At 47.0% G+C, this 16028-nt stretch carries 6 protein-coding genes and 2 pseudogenes; 2 read left to right on the forward strand and 6 right to left on the reverse strand.

Going from position 1 to position 16028, the window contains the following annotated elements; all coding sequences use genetic code 11:
* Position 1: 1 nt before the first annotated feature.
* The 3 genes and pseudogenes from ASL14_RS26465 to ASL14_RS26475 form a co-directional block, all read right to left on the reverse strand.
* A complete protein-coding gene (locus ASL14_RS26465) occupies positions 2-1336 on the reverse strand; it encodes a hypothetical protein (protein WP_134914770.1) in 1335 nt (444 codons plus the stop codon).
* Complete coding sequence (locus ASL14_RS26470; protein WP_134914771.1) at positions 1333-2058, reverse strand: phosphonate ABC transporter ATP-binding protein; 726 nt, start codon at positions 2056-2058, stop codon at positions 1333-1335. The genes ASL14_RS26465 and ASL14_RS26470 overlap by 4 nt, the downstream gene beginning before the upstream one ends.
* Positions 2059-2140: 82 nt before the next feature.
* A pseudogene (locus ASL14_RS26475) lies at positions 2141-3297 on the reverse strand (MFS transporter).
* A gap of 440 nt (positions 3298-3737) precedes the next feature.
* Here ASL14_RS26475 and ASL14_RS26480 point away from each other — a divergent pair.
* Positions 3738-4655 (forward strand): ArsR family transcriptional regulator, encoded by a 918-nt coding sequence (locus ASL14_RS26480; protein ID WP_134914773.1) that lies wholly within the window; start codon positions 3738-3740, stop codon positions 4653-4655.
* A 64-nt stretch (positions 4656-4719) separates the two neighbouring features.
* Positions 4720-5484: an HAD family hydrolase gene (locus ASL14_RS26485; protein ID WP_134914774.1), complete on the forward strand. Its 765-nt coding sequence runs from the start codon at positions 4720-4722 to the stop codon at positions 5482-5484.
* Positions 5485-5664: 180 nt separating this feature from the next.
* Here the strand turns inward: ASL14_RS26485 and ASL14_RS26490 are convergent, their stop codons facing one another.
* The 3 genes and pseudogenes from ASL14_RS26490 to ASL14_RS28925 all read right to left on the reverse strand — a co-directional run.
* Entirely contained in the window at positions 5665-6966 is a 1302-nt protein-coding gene (locus ASL14_RS26490) for a hypothetical protein (RefSeq protein ID WP_134914775.1), read from the reverse strand.
* A gap of 27 nt (positions 6967-6993) precedes the next feature.
* Positions 6994-14622 (reverse strand): non-ribosomal peptide synthetase, encoded by a 7629-nt coding sequence (locus ASL14_RS28685; protein WP_237171671.1) that lies wholly within the window; start codon positions 14620-14622, stop codon positions 6994-6996.
* Positions 14617-15911: pseudogene (locus tag ASL14_RS28925) on the reverse strand (condensation domain-containing protein); the annotation flags it as partial. The gene ASL14_RS28685 and the pseudogene ASL14_RS28925, both read right to left, overlap by 6 nt.
* Positions 15912-16028 lie beyond the last annotated feature (117 nt).

The following is a 16028-nucleotide window of genomic DNA, read 5'->3' on the forward strand; positions in this document are numbered from 1 at the left end:
TCTATTCTACCTGCCTTTCCCCCAACTTGTTTTTAATGGTTTTACGTGGTTCCAGCTCACTGGATCGCTTGATTCCGATCACCTGTGCATTGGTTCGCCATAACTGGCTATATCCTTCATTGTTTCGCTCCCATTGCGACAACGAGAAATATTTAATTTCTGCAATCGTTTTGTCTGTATTGTCCAGAATGAACCGCAAATAGCTGTCCTTTTTTGATACTTTCGGATCAATGGTTACCTTGCCGTGCAGTTCCTTCGGCAGTCTGAAATAGATCTGATCATTGGAGTCGCGATACTGTTGCTGTTTGAAAATCGTCCCCTTTGCACCATCCCACTGATAGAACGAGACAAAATACGGGACTTCATCCAGCGGCCTGTTGGACCATCCTTTCGGCTTCTCCAGATTGCCAAATTCCAGAATGCCATCACCATCCACATCACCGCTAGTAATGGTAGCATCCTTAAAGGTCACATCCATGAGATCAAGTTTTTTGAGCTTGCTATGGTCCATCACAATGACGTTGGACACCGTAGTTGTCTGGGCAATCTTGGTATCTATAATGATACCCTGCCTGCCCTCGGCTACCTTACCAGCGACGACATTGTAGATACTAAGCGTCTGACTGTCCAAATCCAGCGATCCGATTTCCTTAAACGTTCCCCCGCTGAATTGAAATGTTTTGACCGTGAAAAATTCATTACGGCGCAGCGTGATAATCGTCAAGTCATTCAAATTGTCCCCGTTCAAGTCCATCTTGTTATGATTAAAGTCGTCTACGACGAAGTCCGTATAACCAGTAGCATATATTTTCTCCAAAGTTCCTCCGGTATAAGAATACACGATGAGTCCCTTCTGATCGTTACCATCACCGCTATCCCCGCTGGAAAAGCCTGCTACAATATCTAGCGTACCATCATTCGTTACATCAACCAGTTTGAACGATTCCAGTACAGTACCTTCTCCATCAAACGTCAGCTTCTTTACCCACGTTCCGTTCTGATCCTCGAACAACGCCCCATGTATTTTTACACTTTCATCTGGCGTTTCATAAAAAAGTACCGCTTCGTCTGTACCATCATTGTTCAGATCCCCCGTACGAATCGGCGTCGGGTCATCGGGGTCATTTGGGCGCAGAGGCTGCACCATTCCAAGCTGCGTAACCACTGCACCATTCAACTGCTGTTTCTCGTCAGACATCATCGGTGACTGCATCAGCGAAATCGGGTCACTAATGACATTACAGCCGCTTAAAAATCCAACAAGGAGCAGTGATACACAGCAACCGGTTAATATTCTCAACAACATCATTTTCACTCCACTTGCCGTCCCCTTCACAATTTGTTCTTTTCCACCTGTGTCAGTCGTCTGCCCTGAATATCAAATACGAGTTCGCCGCCGTTCAATCCCCATATGCGTGAAGCAAAGCGTTCAGCCATTTCCAGCGGCAGTACGGTGATTACGGTCACCCGTTCGTCTGAGCACAGCTTTCGGAAGGTATCCATCACATGAGCTGCTGAAGTCGGGTCAAGTCCATTTACAGGCTCATCAGCCAAAATGACCTTGGCTCCGTGAACGAGCGCTCGTGCAGTCGCTACCCTTTGCCGCTCACCACCACTAAGCTTGTCGCATTTGTCATGGGCCTTATCCAGCAAGCCCAGTTCCTCCAACACGTCCATTGCTCCCATATAATCGTCAGAACGCACCATTCCGGTCACCATTCTCCATAATGGAGTCTGACCCGATCTGCCGATCAGCACATTTTTGAGAGCGGTCCGATTCATATTTAAATGCGGATTTTGCTCCAGGTATGCCCATTCCCGCTTTATTTTCATTTTGCCCGTCCATCCAGATTTCAGCACATCATGGCCGTCCACCATCAGACTGCCTTCCTCCCATGGCTCTTGCAAAGCAAGGCAGCGCAGCAGTGTGGTTTTTCCACTTCCGCTCGGTCCCACTACGGCTATCAGTTCGCCCGGGTGAATTTCAGCATTAATCCCGCGAAGTAACGGGGTCCGTTCTGGCCCCACTTGCTTGGTCAGCTTCTGTATTCTGATCATCTTTGTGATTCCCCTTTGTCCGCCATCAATACTGTCTATAGTTTATAGTAAATGTGAAACAAATACCATGCAAACCGCAGTTTTATGCCGCCGATATTCTTTTTCGGAATAACAATCCCAACAACCCGAAAACGACGTAGCTGCCCCGAGAACCAGAAACATGCTGCCTTGGGTTCCATAGTCCAGTAGCGCCCCGCTAATGTTAGGTCCAATCACACTTCCCAGATTAAAATGAAAGGATGCCAGCACATTGGCGGCGGCTAATAACGATTTGGGTAGCAAATCAGCAGCATAGGCCAGACCCAGGGAGAAAAAGGAGCCGACCAAACCGCCTGCCACCGCCAACAATACTAATGTCAGCATAAAATGATTGCCGCTCCACGGTATCAACATAAAGATCAATCCACCCGCTATCCCTACGCTTATAAGCACCTTTTTACGGCCCCAACGATCACTCCATATACCTAGCGGCAGTTGAAGTACTAATCCACCTAGGCTGACAAAGGGCAGCAACGCGGCAATCTCATCGGTATGAAAGCCAATGCGAAGACCATATACCGGAAAGTTGCTGTTCAGGCTGGCTTCCATATAACCGTACAAAAATGCAGGCAGCAGCGCGTACCATGCCCAGCTAAAGCTGCGCCGGAATCTTTGTGCTGGACGCGCCTCGGTCTCCAGCTTTTCCGGTCTGGAATCCGGCAGCTTGATGAGCACCAGCAGCAGAACGAGCAAGCACAGCAAGGCCAGCGCTGCAAATGGAACCAGCATCCCGTAATCAAGTAACCACAATCCAAGCGGTCCCAATGCAAACCCCAGACCGTAGGACATGCCATAAAAAGAAATGTTGCGCCCACGATTCTCTGCCGGAGTCACCAGCAGTATCCACAGTTGGGCAGAATAGTGCAATGCACTGTCCCCGATTCCGACTAGCAATCGCAGTATGAACCACACCCGGATATCGGGGATTAGAGGGAATAGCTGCAGCGTAAAAAGCACAAGCACAAGCCCTCCAGCCATCAGCTTTTTGAAGCCCAACCATCCCAATGTCCGTTCAGCTACCAGCGTCATAGCAAATGAACCAATATACAACGCTGCGGCATTCATTCCGTTCAGCGAAGAAGAAACTCCCATCTGTTCCAAAGATATAGACAAAATCGGCAGCAGTAGCCCTTGACACAGTCCGGCCACAACAATAACCGCAATTAAGATAAAGTAATGCACCCGCATGGACGACGACATTATGCTTCCTCCAGATATAACATATAAAATATCAATATCGTAAAATGAATGTTAAGGAATGATTTGCATTTGATTACATAATCAATAGATATTCTTATTACTATGTATAGCGGTCACGCAAACACAACCAAGCTACATGCAAATTCCGGTATTTTTAGTGCATAAAAGAAAGGATGAAAAAAATCGCCATCTAAGATGACGATTTTACGGAAAGCATGTCTGATAAGTAGCCAACTCCGCATCGTTAGGGAGCCTTGTATGTTCAATCCGAACCGAATCACGTCACAGCGCACTATTTTATATTATAGTGGACAATGCCCGGCAGAACAAGCCATAATAAATAAGTGAGCAATTTCAAAATGCTCATGTTGTGCTTATGGACGGGCTTAATTACGTTCACCGCTCTGGGCTCGAAGACAGAATAGGAGGCATTTGATTCCATGAGTTATCAAATTAAAATAGACACTTCTCCAATTTACGAATTACTCGGCAGCTTTATGGCCTATGTAACCAAAAAATGGGTACACGACATGGACTTGGGCCATGAGTGGATCGACAAGGTGGATGCACGGCTGCAAAACGAAGTGCGCTCCGAGCTTGCTACGGCGCAGGATTGCCCTTTTAGCGATTATGACGCGCTTTATGTTTGGGCTTTGCTTCGACCGGAATCGGATGAAATATCCGATTATATCGCTTATTTGGACAACGGCCCGGATGAAGACATGTTCGAGCTGATTGTACCGCATGTTCCTTTTTTAACCTTTGAAGAATCTTTACGCATTCGCAAGGTGTATGCCCCTCTCCTCAAATTATGGGATCGGGACTATTTCCGGGCCATGGAAAGCGAACTGCGTGTGCTGGCAGAGGAAGACGCTGCAGAAAAACGCATGCTGCTGAGCAAAATGGAGCCGGAAGCACTGGTTGAATACGCTACAGCCGGACTGATCGTGCCTCATATGGAAGATTTGGATACCGTTGTTCTGTTTCCAGTCGTCCATAATCGTCCGATTAATTCGTACTGTTTTTATACCCGTATGCTGCTGATCCAGTATCCGGTAGACGTTCCCGAAGAAAGTGAGGAAGAACCTCCTACACTACTGCTTCGGCTGACCCGGGCGGTAAATGACCCACAACGTCTGCGGATTCTGCGTTATGTGGCTCAAGGCCCTAAATCCCTCGAAGATATGCGTCATGATTTGAGCCGATTGGAAGACACACTCATGTCTGATATGATGATTTTACGAGTAGCTGGTCTGCTCCGTATCCACATTGGACGTTATCACAAGGAAAAATTCAGCATTCGCCCCGACGGAGCGGCTGATTTACAGGTATTTTTGGAATCCTATATCGGACTGTAATTTGAACTGCACCCTCAGTTATAACGAACATCGTTAAAGCGTTGGCTTGGAAGGAGTATGCAACATGTCGTATCCGAAGCAGCATATTTTATTTGATCTTGATGACACTTTGGTCCACTGTAACAAGTATTTCGACCTTATTCTCAACCACTTTTTTGATTTGCTTCAGGAATGGTTTGCAGCCCATAACCTGACGAAAAATACAATTCGTGAAAAGCAAATCGAAATTGATGTAGCTGGAGTGCATCAGGTGGGCTTTGCCAGCGAGCATTTTCCACAGTCCTTGATTGATACGTACCACTTTTTTTCGGAACAGTTTGGACGCCGTACCGATCCGCGGGAAGAGCAGGAGCTTCGCTCGCTTGGGCGAAGTGTGTACGAGCAGGAAATCGAACCGTATCCCGGGATGGTCGAAACGTTAAATTCGCTCCAAAAAGCTGGACATTCCCTGCATCTGTACACCGGCGGTGAGCAGGTCATTCAGGAAAAGAAGATTGAACAGATGAAGCTGGCTAACTATTTTGATGATCGCATCTACATTCGTCAGCATAAAAATGTCGAGGCTCTGGAGGAAATTATCCAGATGAATAGCTTTGATCGAAGCATCACCTGGATGATTGGTAACTCTCTGCGCACCGATGTATCACCCGCCCTTGCGGCAGGCATTCATGCTGTATATCTCAAGCAGGCCAAGGAATGGGTTTACAATATGGTAGAGCTGCAAAAAAACGTTAACTCCGTGATGTATACGATACAGAAGCTAACAGAAGTACCCCGAGTGATACACGAAAGCATTCAATTGCATCAACAAAAAAGGACTCTCGGCTAGATAGCACCGCTAATATCCCCTTCAAGTAGACACTCAAAAAAGTCCACATGGTATCGTGAGGCTAGAGAGAACTTGGAGGGGATATTTTTTTACTTTTAAAACTGCCAACGATTTCAGTCAAATTCAAACAGCGCGCGCCGATTAAGTATCGGCACGCGCTGGCTGCTTAGTCTTTTTTATTTATCTACTTGACAGGGGATAACCATTCAACAAATGTTCCACAGATAAAATTCGGGCAAAAAGACCAAAGACTTCTTCCGAATCGTAAAGATTCTCCAATACGCTGACCTCCATCATTAAACGTCCCGAAAGCGTAGCCGTTGTGAGCAATAACGACTGGTTTTTGATGGAAAAATAGATGGTATCCACCCATTCCTCCATAATCGGATACGATATGACTCCCAGATTGGACAAGGTGATGGTAAAATTCCACAGGGGGAATCTTTCAGGCATTGTTTTCATAATCAATTCAAGACACTGTTGTTTATATTTCCGATATGAATTGGAAAACGAAGCAAAAAAGAGCGACAACGCATAAGGAACCCCCCTTTTGAACCATTTGAACGCGGATTTCACCTGTTTTTCCAAATTTCCATCCCGGAAAAATTGCATTGGAAGGCTTGCGACGTAATTGCCGTGCATAGTTTCCGGCGAGTAGTTATGCAGAAACTTCAAATCCATAGGCATGGAGACAAACACGCGTTGCTTGCCGGGAGCATGCTGCAGTAGTCCATCAGTCATTCGATAACAGATGTATTCGGTCAATGTCATTTTTAGGCTCCGGCATCGCCGTAAAATCTCACCAGTCTCCTCTTTGCTGAATCTATACGATTTTTTGGCATAACCGCCGCCTTGCTCCGGCCTTCTGCCGTAACTCAAATCAACGGTTTCGCCAGCGCCTGTCCCTTTTCCCCTAACCCTGGTCATAAAACCTGCAACAAAAACCGGCATCCACATAAAAGCGGAAAATCTTCTTTTCATACGCAACAGCCTGTCTTTGGAGACGTCGCCCTTTGCCGCCTTATTTTCCGGCTCGGAATCTGGTTCGCCTGAGTAATATTCCAGCCATCTCTTGATCCAGAAAACCAGGCTCAGGCCATTAGCCACCGCATGGTTCATCGCAAATATCATTGTATATTCATTTATAGGGTAAATACGAAACGGAAGTCTGGCATTGGTCGGTCTGTATTGAGCCAGTACCTCCTCCTCCGTAAAATATTGGGAAAGCTTCACCTTTTCAGCCTCCAGAAAATGTTCCAGCTCTTCCTGAGAAAAACGCCCCCATACAAACGTGTCTTTTTCGAATTGTTCCACCCTTTTGGCTTGCAGCAAAGGATTGTCCATGATGAGCGAACGGTAGCTGAAAAACAATTTTTCAGCGTCGATTCTTCTTTTAAAAGTAACCGTTGCGATCATGCTATTGGATAAAATATAATCTTCAGTTCCGAAAAAGTAGGTGCTCGCCAGTTTAATCGCATCCATTTTTCTCCCTCCCTCCCTTCTATTCTTTTACATAAACCCTACTTTTTTGACATGATCCATCATCAGCTTCACTTTTTGACCGTCCAGCCTGGACCACTCAAACCCCAGCGCCTGCAAAATACCGTCAGTCTTTTTGTTCATCGTCATGAACAACGTTTTGCTTGCTCCCTCAAAGAAGACGTTGGAATGAACAAGAATCCGGGCAACCTCCTGCTCCGTCTCTGGTTCATCGTATTTTTCAAACATGTATTCGGTAAAATCCTCCACTGGCATTGGCTTTACATTTATATCCGCTTGCTTCAAAAGCTTGGAAAAAGATATCATGCTAACCTGATGGCTGTTAAACAGATGATAGGTTTCGTTGATTAAATTTTTCCGGTCGAACAGGAGTACAACTGCCTTGGCCACCTCATCCACAAAGGAGAAGTTCATGGTTTTATCTTGAATTGCGGGGACCCGGCCAAGTGTGATCATCGACTTTACCAACGAATAAAATGCATTATCCGAGATATTTTCCTGGAAGATCCCCGAATTGGAATCAAACACGAGGTTCCCGACTCTGAACACATTGGAATCAAGCCCTTGTTGCCTTGCTTTAACAATCTCTTTCTCGGCTTCGAGCTTTGTCATAACGTAATAGTTATCAGAGCTTTGTTCGACATTGCAATCATATTCAGTGAACATGATGCTGCTCTGGTCTTCTATCCAGCCACTACCTACGCTGGTGGTGGAAACGAAATTGTAGGTCTTTTTCTTCCCTGTACCAGCAAATTCGATCAGTCTTTCGTTCCCTTCCACATTGACCGCCTGAAATTCCGAGTAATGCCCAAAATGCTTCACATTTGCCGCCGAGTTAATGATCGCATCAATGCTTCCGGCCAAATCCTCATAGCGCTCCCGGCTCAGTCCAAAGTAGTCCTGGGTTAAGTCTCCGCAAAACACGCACACTCTGTCTTCCCAGGCATTCTCCCCAAGCTCAAGACCAAAATGGAACTTCAGCTTCGCCCACAGTCTTTCCAGCGCCTCATCGTCACTCGTTCCCCGAACAGGTACATACACCTTATATTCCGTATTTTGCAGCAGTTGAAACAAAATATGGATTCCCAGATACCCTGTTCCTCCCACCAGCAGAACATTACGGTAGTCAGCCCGTTCAGAAAGATCGATATTTTCATAACCCTGATTTTTCTTCCGGTATTCTTTGAGACTCTCGCGCATTTTCCAGACAACACCAGGTACGCCGTTTTCCCCGGGAGCTGCCGCTTCCCGTAAGGCGTACACGAATTGTTTTAATCTGTCTTTGGAATACTTAATGTTATCCGCCAAGGCCCGAATCGTCGGATATTGAAAGATGTCGTTAATACCCACTTCAAAATCCAGCGCCAGCCTCGAAACCACCTGAATCGCCTTGATCGAATTGCCACCCAGTCTAAAGAAATGCTCATCAATTCCGATTGACTCCATGCCGAGAATCTCCTGCCATACCTTCTGGATTTTCAAATCAACGTCATTTCTAGGGCTGCTGACTGTGTGGTCGCTTCCCTGCCATTCAGGCTCGGGTAATGCCTTCCGGTCAATTTTTCCGCTCGGAGTCATCGGCATGTCATCCAGTTTCATAAAGCTGGACGGCACCATATAATCAGGTAGCTCCTGCATAAGCTGTTCCCGCAGCTCATCTGCTTCCGGTTCGCCCTCTGCTGTAAAATACGCCGCCAGATACTTCTCGCCTTGCTTGTCTTCCCTCGCGATCACCGCTACTTCCCGGACAAGCGGATGCTTCATTAGCTGCGCTTCGATTTCCCCCAGCTCAATGCGGAAGCCGCGAATTTTCACCTGATCGTCGATTCTTCCCAAAAATTCGATATTCCCGTCCGGCAGCCAACGCACCAGATCGCCCGTCCGGTACAGCTTCTCTCCAGCCTCGTAAGGATTCGCCACAAACTTCTCCGCCGTCAGCTCCGGCCGGTGCAGATATCCCCTGGCCAATCCGTCTCCCGCAATGCACATTTCCCCGGCTGCTCCCAGCGGCAGCAGCTTTTGATGTGTATCCATAATGTAAATTCGAGTATTGGCAATCGGTTTGCCAATCGGTACCGATGGATACCCCATATCCTCTTCCCGGTACGTCCACGCGGTTGCAATTACGCTCGATTCGCTCGGACCATAGGCGTTCATATACTCCACGCTGTCCTTCCACCGCGTCACCAGTTCTTTCGTGATCGCTGATCCGCCTGTCACCAGTTTTTTCAGTGCTGGCAGCTTGTCCGGTTCCATCCCCGCCAGATAGGTAGGCGGTAGCAGCGCAATCGTAATTTGGTTTTCGTTTACGAAGCGTGCAAATTCATTCAGGTTATTAATAATATCTCGCGAAACCAGATACAGCGTTCCGCCTCCCAGCAAAATCGTGAACATTTCCCAGACTGAGGCGTCAAACGAACTGCTGGCAAATTGCAGCATCCGGTCCGATCCGTCCACGCCCCATTGTTCCTGGAAGAAATGCTGGAGGTTGATGATTCCCCGGTGTTCTACCATGACCCCTTTGGGTTTCCCCGTAGATCCCGAGGTATAAATGATATAAGCCAAATCCTCCGGATTGTTAACAGGCTCCGGATTGGCACGGTCTAGCTCTATATACCTCATGCTTTCGTCATCCAAGTCCATGATTGCCCCGTGATAGGTGAGCTTGTCCCGGAGATGCTTTTGCGTCAGTACAATGGACGCACTGCTGTCCTCCAGCATGTAGTGAATCCGTTCCTCCGGATAATTCGGATCTATCGGCAGGTAGGCGCCGCCCGCTTTGAGTGTTCCCAGGATGCCTATGACCATTTCCATGGAACGCTCCGCCATGATGGCGATGATATCGTTCGGCTTCACTCCACGCTCTCTCAAGACAATGGCCAGCCGATTCGCCTGCTCGTTCAGCTCCCGGTAGGTCAGCGTTTGCTCTCCCCAGACCAAAGCCGGATGATCTGCTCTTTTCTCCGCTCGTTCCTCAAACAGTCCCTGAATCGTGTAATCCTTCGGATATTCCGCCTCCGTGCGGTTAAAATCGCGGAGCTGCACACTGCTCTCTTTCTCCGGTACGATTTCGATATCTTCGATCCTTATCTTTGGACAACGGATGATTTCACGGATGATCATTTTAATCTGCCCGGCTACCCGCTCCATAAAGCCTCTGTCATAGGCCAAGCTATTGTAGCGGAATTTGATCTGCAAATCGTTCTCAGGCACAACAATAAAATTAAAATCAAAATTCGTCTGTTCGGAGACCTTCGTGGACAGAATCCTCAAATCTGTTCCGTGGTCGCCCTGTCCTTTGTCAGCTTCCTCTATCGGATAGTTTTCAAAGGCCAGCAGGTTTTGCACCAATCCGCCTCCATGGGCGGTCCGTGACTGAATTTCCGCCAGCGGATAATAGTGATGCTGCTCCGATGCCCATGCCTCCTGCTGCAGTTTGGCAACCAGGGCTGAAAAGCTTTCTTCCTTTTCTGCCCGGACTCTGACAGGAATCGTATTGATAAACAGCCCTACCATCTGTTCAACGCCTTGAATTTCTGCCGGTCTTCCCGAGACAACCGTTCCGAACACCACATCCTGGGTATTGTTGTACCGTTGCAGCAGAATTCCCCATACGGCCTGTATCACCGTACTTAACGTGGCGCCGTTTTCTCTTGCGATTCTCTCCAAACTCGCCTTCATTTCCTTATTTATCGTAAAATCGTATTCCTCCTGAATGTATCCCGGATTAGCTATACCACTTTTGATTTTAGGCAGCAGCGCTGGCTGTTCGTACTCTGTCAGATAATTCTCCCAGTAAGCCCCCGTCTCCCGGTCATTCTTTTGTTCCAGCCACTGGATATATTGACGATAAGGATACACCGTGCCTAATTGCGGTATGCTTCCTTTATGAAGCGCACTGTAAATTTCCAGCAGCTCTTTAAATACAATGCCAAGACACCATCCATCCATAATGATATGATGAAAACTCAAAATGAAACGATAGCTGTGGGCATTAATTCTAATCAAGGCAAATCTGATCAGCGGCTCCCGGGTGAGGTCAAAGCCCTTTTCTCTATCCTTGTCCAAATAGGCTTGGAGATAGTTTTCTTTCTCTTCCTCCGTCAAGAAGGAAATATACTTGAAAAACATTTCAGCCGGTCTGTCCTTTAAAACGACCTGAACCGGTTTTTCCACCTTCTCATAAACAAAGGCGGTCCGCAAAATATCATGTCTTTGAATCACCTGCTGGAAAGCACGCTCAAACAAGCTTCTATCGATCTTACCCTGCAAACTGATTACGGCTTGCTCAAAATACGCATGAGAGTTTTGTTCTCTGAGGAAGTGGTAGAGCATTCCCGACTGCATAGGGGTCAGTGTATAAATATCCGTGATACTGGGCTTAGAATCCCCCAGCGCGCGATATACCTCTTCTACCTCCGCCGTTGTAATGTTGCTTGAACTTACATCACTGGCTGTCAGTTCCGTATATTCCTGTGATACGCAATGCTCGATAATTTGCTCCAGATTGCGCTTAAAGCCTTCTGCCACTGTGATCAGCGTGGCCTTTTCATATTCGTGCTTGTGATAGGCGAAACTCAGCCGCAGCTTTCCATCAGTCACCCTTCCGTTAATGTCCAAGCAGTAAGATCTTTGCATGTCGGGTGAAACCGTCTCATCGGCAAGAACATCGGAGATGGTAAATATATCGGTATCAATATCCTGGTCAAACTGCCCCAGGTAATTGAAGCTGATCTCAGGGTGCAAATTAAACCTTAAGATTTCCTCGTCCCGAGGGAACGTCTGGTATTTTAAAATGCCGTAGCCGATGCCTTTTTGCGGAATGCGCCGGAGGCTTTCTTTAACGGCTTTAAGCCGGGAAGACACGTTCTTGACGCCTGCCATATCCAAAATCACAGGGTATTGGGCGGTAAACCAGCCTACGGTTCTGCTGATATCCATATCCTGAATGATTTCTTCGCGTCCGTGTCCTTCCAGGTTAACAAGTACCTTATCTTCTCCTGTCCATTCCCGAATAGCCTCTCCCAATGCCGTCAAAAGAACATCGTTGATTTCAGTATTGTAAGCCTTATTCACTTCTCTAAGCAGCTTGGCGGTTTCAACTTCATCCAGCACGATTTCGATATGATCGCTATCCATATATTTTCTGCTATGAACGGAATGATCCTTGGGAATTGGCTTGATTTCATTCTGCTCCAGCTCGGACCAATACGTGATTTCTTGCAGAAGCTCCCCGCTGCCGGCATACGTATAAAGTTGTTCAGACCATACCAGAAAAGAGTCCGTTTTCCCTCTGAATGTGACTTCTTCCCCCTTCTCCGCCTGTCGGTATCCTGTAGAAATATCCTCAAAAAGAATCCGCCAAGAAATCCCGTCAACCACCAGGTGGTGAATACTTACGCACAGATAGTCACCGTCTTTCGTTTTGAACAAGTCCGCTTGAATCAGAGGTCCACATTCTAAATCCATGCGGGACTGAAGCTGGGCGGCTTCTTCCTTTACGGAGCTATCATATATATCATCATTTGTAAGATCCTTTACCTCCAGCGAATATAGTTCGCCTTCCGTGCCCCGGTTGAACAGAACCACCTGTCCCGCCTTCTCACGCACTACAATACGCAAAGCATCATGGTGTTCCACCAAGCCATCGAACACTTTTCTTAACACCTTTTCGTCAAAGCCCTGTTTCCTATGTAACAGAACAGACTGGTTGAAGTGATGTTTTGCTGCAAAAGGCTGCTCAAAAAACCAGCTTTGGATGGGCGTGAGCATAATTTCCCCTGTTACCATTCCTTGAAAAGCAGTATGTTCGACAGATTGTACATAGGCACTCAATTGTTCAATCACAGGATGGTCAAAAAGATCCTTTAGTTGCAGCTTTAGCTTATAATCGTGAAGCTTGGACACAATCTGGATGGCTTTAATAGAATCTCCCCCCAGATTCAGAAAGTGATCCTTAATGCCTACCCGTTCGACTTTCAGGACTTTTTCCCATATTTCAGCCAATATCTCCTCTATTTTGTCTCTCGGTGCCGCGTATTCCTCCGTTGCATTCACGCTCAGATCGGGCTCGGGCAATGCCTTTCGGTCAACTTTTCCGCTCGGAGTCATCGGCATGTCGTCCAGCTGCATAAAGCTGGACGGCACCATATAATCAGGCAACTCCTGCATAAGCTGTTCCCGCAGCTCTTCCGCTCCCGGTTCGCCCTCTGCTGTAAAATACGCCGCCAGATACTTCTCGCCTTGCTTGTCTTCCCTCGCGATCACCGCCACTTCCCGGACAAGCGGATGCTTCATTAGCTGCGCTTCGATTTCACCCAGCTCAATGCGGAAGCCGCGAATTTTCACCTGATCGTCAATTCTTCCCAAAAATTCGATATTCCCGTCCGGCAGCCAACGCACCAGATCGCCTGTTCGGTACAGCTTCTCTCCAGCTTCGTAAGGATTCGCCACAAACTTCTCCGCCGTCAGCTCCGGCCGGTGCAGATACCCCCTAGCCAATCCGTCTCCCGCAATGCACATTTCCCCGGCTGCTCCCAGCGGCAGCAGCTTTTGATGTGTATCCATAATGTAAATTCGAGTATTGGCAATAGGTTTACCAATTGGTACCGATGGATACCCCATATCCTCTTCCCGGTACGTCCACGCGGTTGCAATTACGCTCGATTCGCTCGGACCATAGGCGTTCATATACTCCACGCTGTCCTTCCACCGCATTACTAGCTCTTTGGTAATCGCTGATCCGCCCGTCACCAGTTTTTTCAGCGTCGGCAGCCTGTCCGGCTCAATCCCCGCCAGATAGGTAGGCGGCAGCAGCGCAATCGTAATTTGGTTTTCGTTCATGAAGCGTGCAAATTCATTCAGATTATTAATAATATCCCGCGAAACCAGATACAGCGTTCCACCTCCCAGCAAAATCGTGAACATTTCCCAAACCGAGGCATCAAACGAGCTGCTGGCAAATTGCAGCATCCGGTCCGATCCATCCACGCCCCATTTTTCCTGGAAGAAATGCTGGAGGTTGATGATTCCCCGGTGTTCTACCATGACCCCTTTGGGTTTCCCCGTAGATCCCGAGGTATAGATAATATAAGCCAAATCCTCCGGAGTGTTAACAGGCTCCGGATTGGCACGGTCTAGCTCTATATACTTCAGGCTTTCGTCATCCAAGTCCATGATTGCCCCGTGATAGGTGAGCTTGTCCCGGAGATGCTTTTGCGTCAGTACAATGGACGCGCCGCTGTCCTCCAGCATGTAGTGAATCCGTTCCTCCGGATAATTCGGATCTATTGGCAGGTAGGCGCCGCCCGCTTTGAGTGTTCCCAGGATGCCTATGACCATTTCCATGGAACGCTCCGCCATGATGGCGATGATATCGTTCGGCTTCACTCCACGCTCTCTCAAGACAATGGCCAGCCGATTCGCCTGCTCGTTCAGCTCCCGGTAGGTCAGCGTTTGCTCTCCCCAGACCAAAGCCAGGTGATCCGCTCTTTGCTCCGCTCGTTCCTCAAACAACCCGTGGATCGTTTGATCCTTCGGATATTCCACCTCCGTATGGTTAAAGCCGCGAACTAGCGTACTCCTTTCTTCCTCTGGCACGATTTCGATTTGCGAAATAAGAGTTTCACTTTGCTCCATGACTTGAGCAAATAAATATTCAAAGTGGGAGATAACGTTCTCAATGGGGATGAATCTTTCAAAAGCCTGTATCTGATAGTCAAAATTAACGGCTACATCCGCTTCACCTTCTTGTCCCCATATCAGGAGATTGAGTGCATTTCTTTCATGATGATGCGGCATACTTACAATCCGGCATGCTGCGCCGATCAATGCTTCTCTCGTTTCCTGTTCTTCGAAAGAAAGCGATATATCAAACAGTTTGCCTTTCTCATTGCTATTCTCGTAAACCGCCCGGTAAATTTCACCGAAAGACATTTTCTGATGACGATAGCATTGCATAAGCTCACGTTTGATGCTCTTAATCAGTTCTTTGAAGCTTATATCTTTCTCGGGACTGATCCGCAGCGGCAGCACGTTGGCGAAATGTCCCATAGTCTGCTTATATTTAGCTTTGCTCCGATTAAAAACCGGGACGCCGATCACCATTTCGTTCCGATTGCAAATCTTGCTGAAATACAGGAACAGTATGCCTAAAAAATAGTGGAACGACGAGCATCCTTCCTCTTTGCAAAATTCAATCATTTGATTGTATAACGCCTTGTTTATAGTTAAGGTTCGCCGATCACTCCAAACGGAATCGCCGTCACCATCATCGGTATCCATGCCTCTGCTCAACAGAGGCTCGGGAATGGTCAGATATTTGTTCTGCCAGAACGCCCTGTCTTTTAAAAAGGCCGGAGAATTCAGATAATTCTGATTATCAGAAATAAAATCAGCATAGGAATAGACCGTTCTGTTCATTTCGCCAATTCCTTGCACCAATTTATTGTAATTGTCAAACAATTGACTGATTAAGAGAGCAAATCCCCATCCATCGATCACCAAATGATGAACTTTAAGTAAAATGAAGTATGTGTTCGGGGCACCTTTCAACAAAACAAATTGAAAATAGAGGTCCTCTGGTTGAAAAGGCTTTAAAAACTCTTTTTTCATCCAGTTGATGCAAAAAGAGTTTGGATTTTCCTTTACCGAAAAATCATGAAACGGAACTTCATAGTCAGTTTCCGGCAAAAATGTTAAATAAGGCTCTCCCTTTTTATCAATAAACGGGCACTGAGGGAATCATTTTGCCTGATTAATAACTGCATGGACTGCCTAATGATAGCCGTATTCAGGTTTCCTTTAACCTCAACATACCCACCGATATTGTAAATAGGTTTTCCAGGGTACATGCACTGTTCGAACCATATATCTTTCTGATAGGAACTTAACGGATACTCCTTGACACTTATTACACTTGTTTGCATAAAATCCCCTCCTGTTGTTAATCATTTCATGCGTTCTACTCCGTATGCCCAAATCATTTCCGCTACAAATAAAAGAAGCCTGTTCCCATATAAAAAGCACAGGAACAGACAGCAGAC

The organism is Paenibacillus sp. IHB B 3084, assembly GCF_001447315.1.
Taxonomy (GTDB): Bacteria; Bacillota; Bacilli; order Paenibacillales; family Paenibacillaceae; genus Paenibacillus.

Bases quoted from the DNA above. Each gene is read 5' to 3' on its own strand.
- ASL14_RS26470 (WP_134914771.1), bottom strand. From the start codon at position 2,058: ATGATCAGAATACAGAAGCTGACCAAGCAAGTGGGGCCAGAACGGACC.
- ASL14_RS26480 (WP_134914773.1), top strand. From the start codon at position 3,738: ATGAGTTATCAAATTAAAATAGACACTTCTCCAATTTACGAATTACTC.
- ASL14_RS26485 (WP_134914774.1), top strand. From the start codon at position 4,720: ATGTCGTATCCGAAGCAGCATATTTTATTTGATCTTGATGACACTTTG.
- ASL14_RS26490 (WP_134914775.1), bottom strand. From the start codon at position 6,966: ATGGATGCGATTAAACTGGCGAGCACCTACTTTTTCGGAACTGAAGAT.
- ASL14_RS28685 (WP_237171671.1), bottom strand. From the start codon at position 14,622: ATGGAGCAAAGTGAAACTCTTATTTCGCAAATCGAAATCGTGCCAGAG.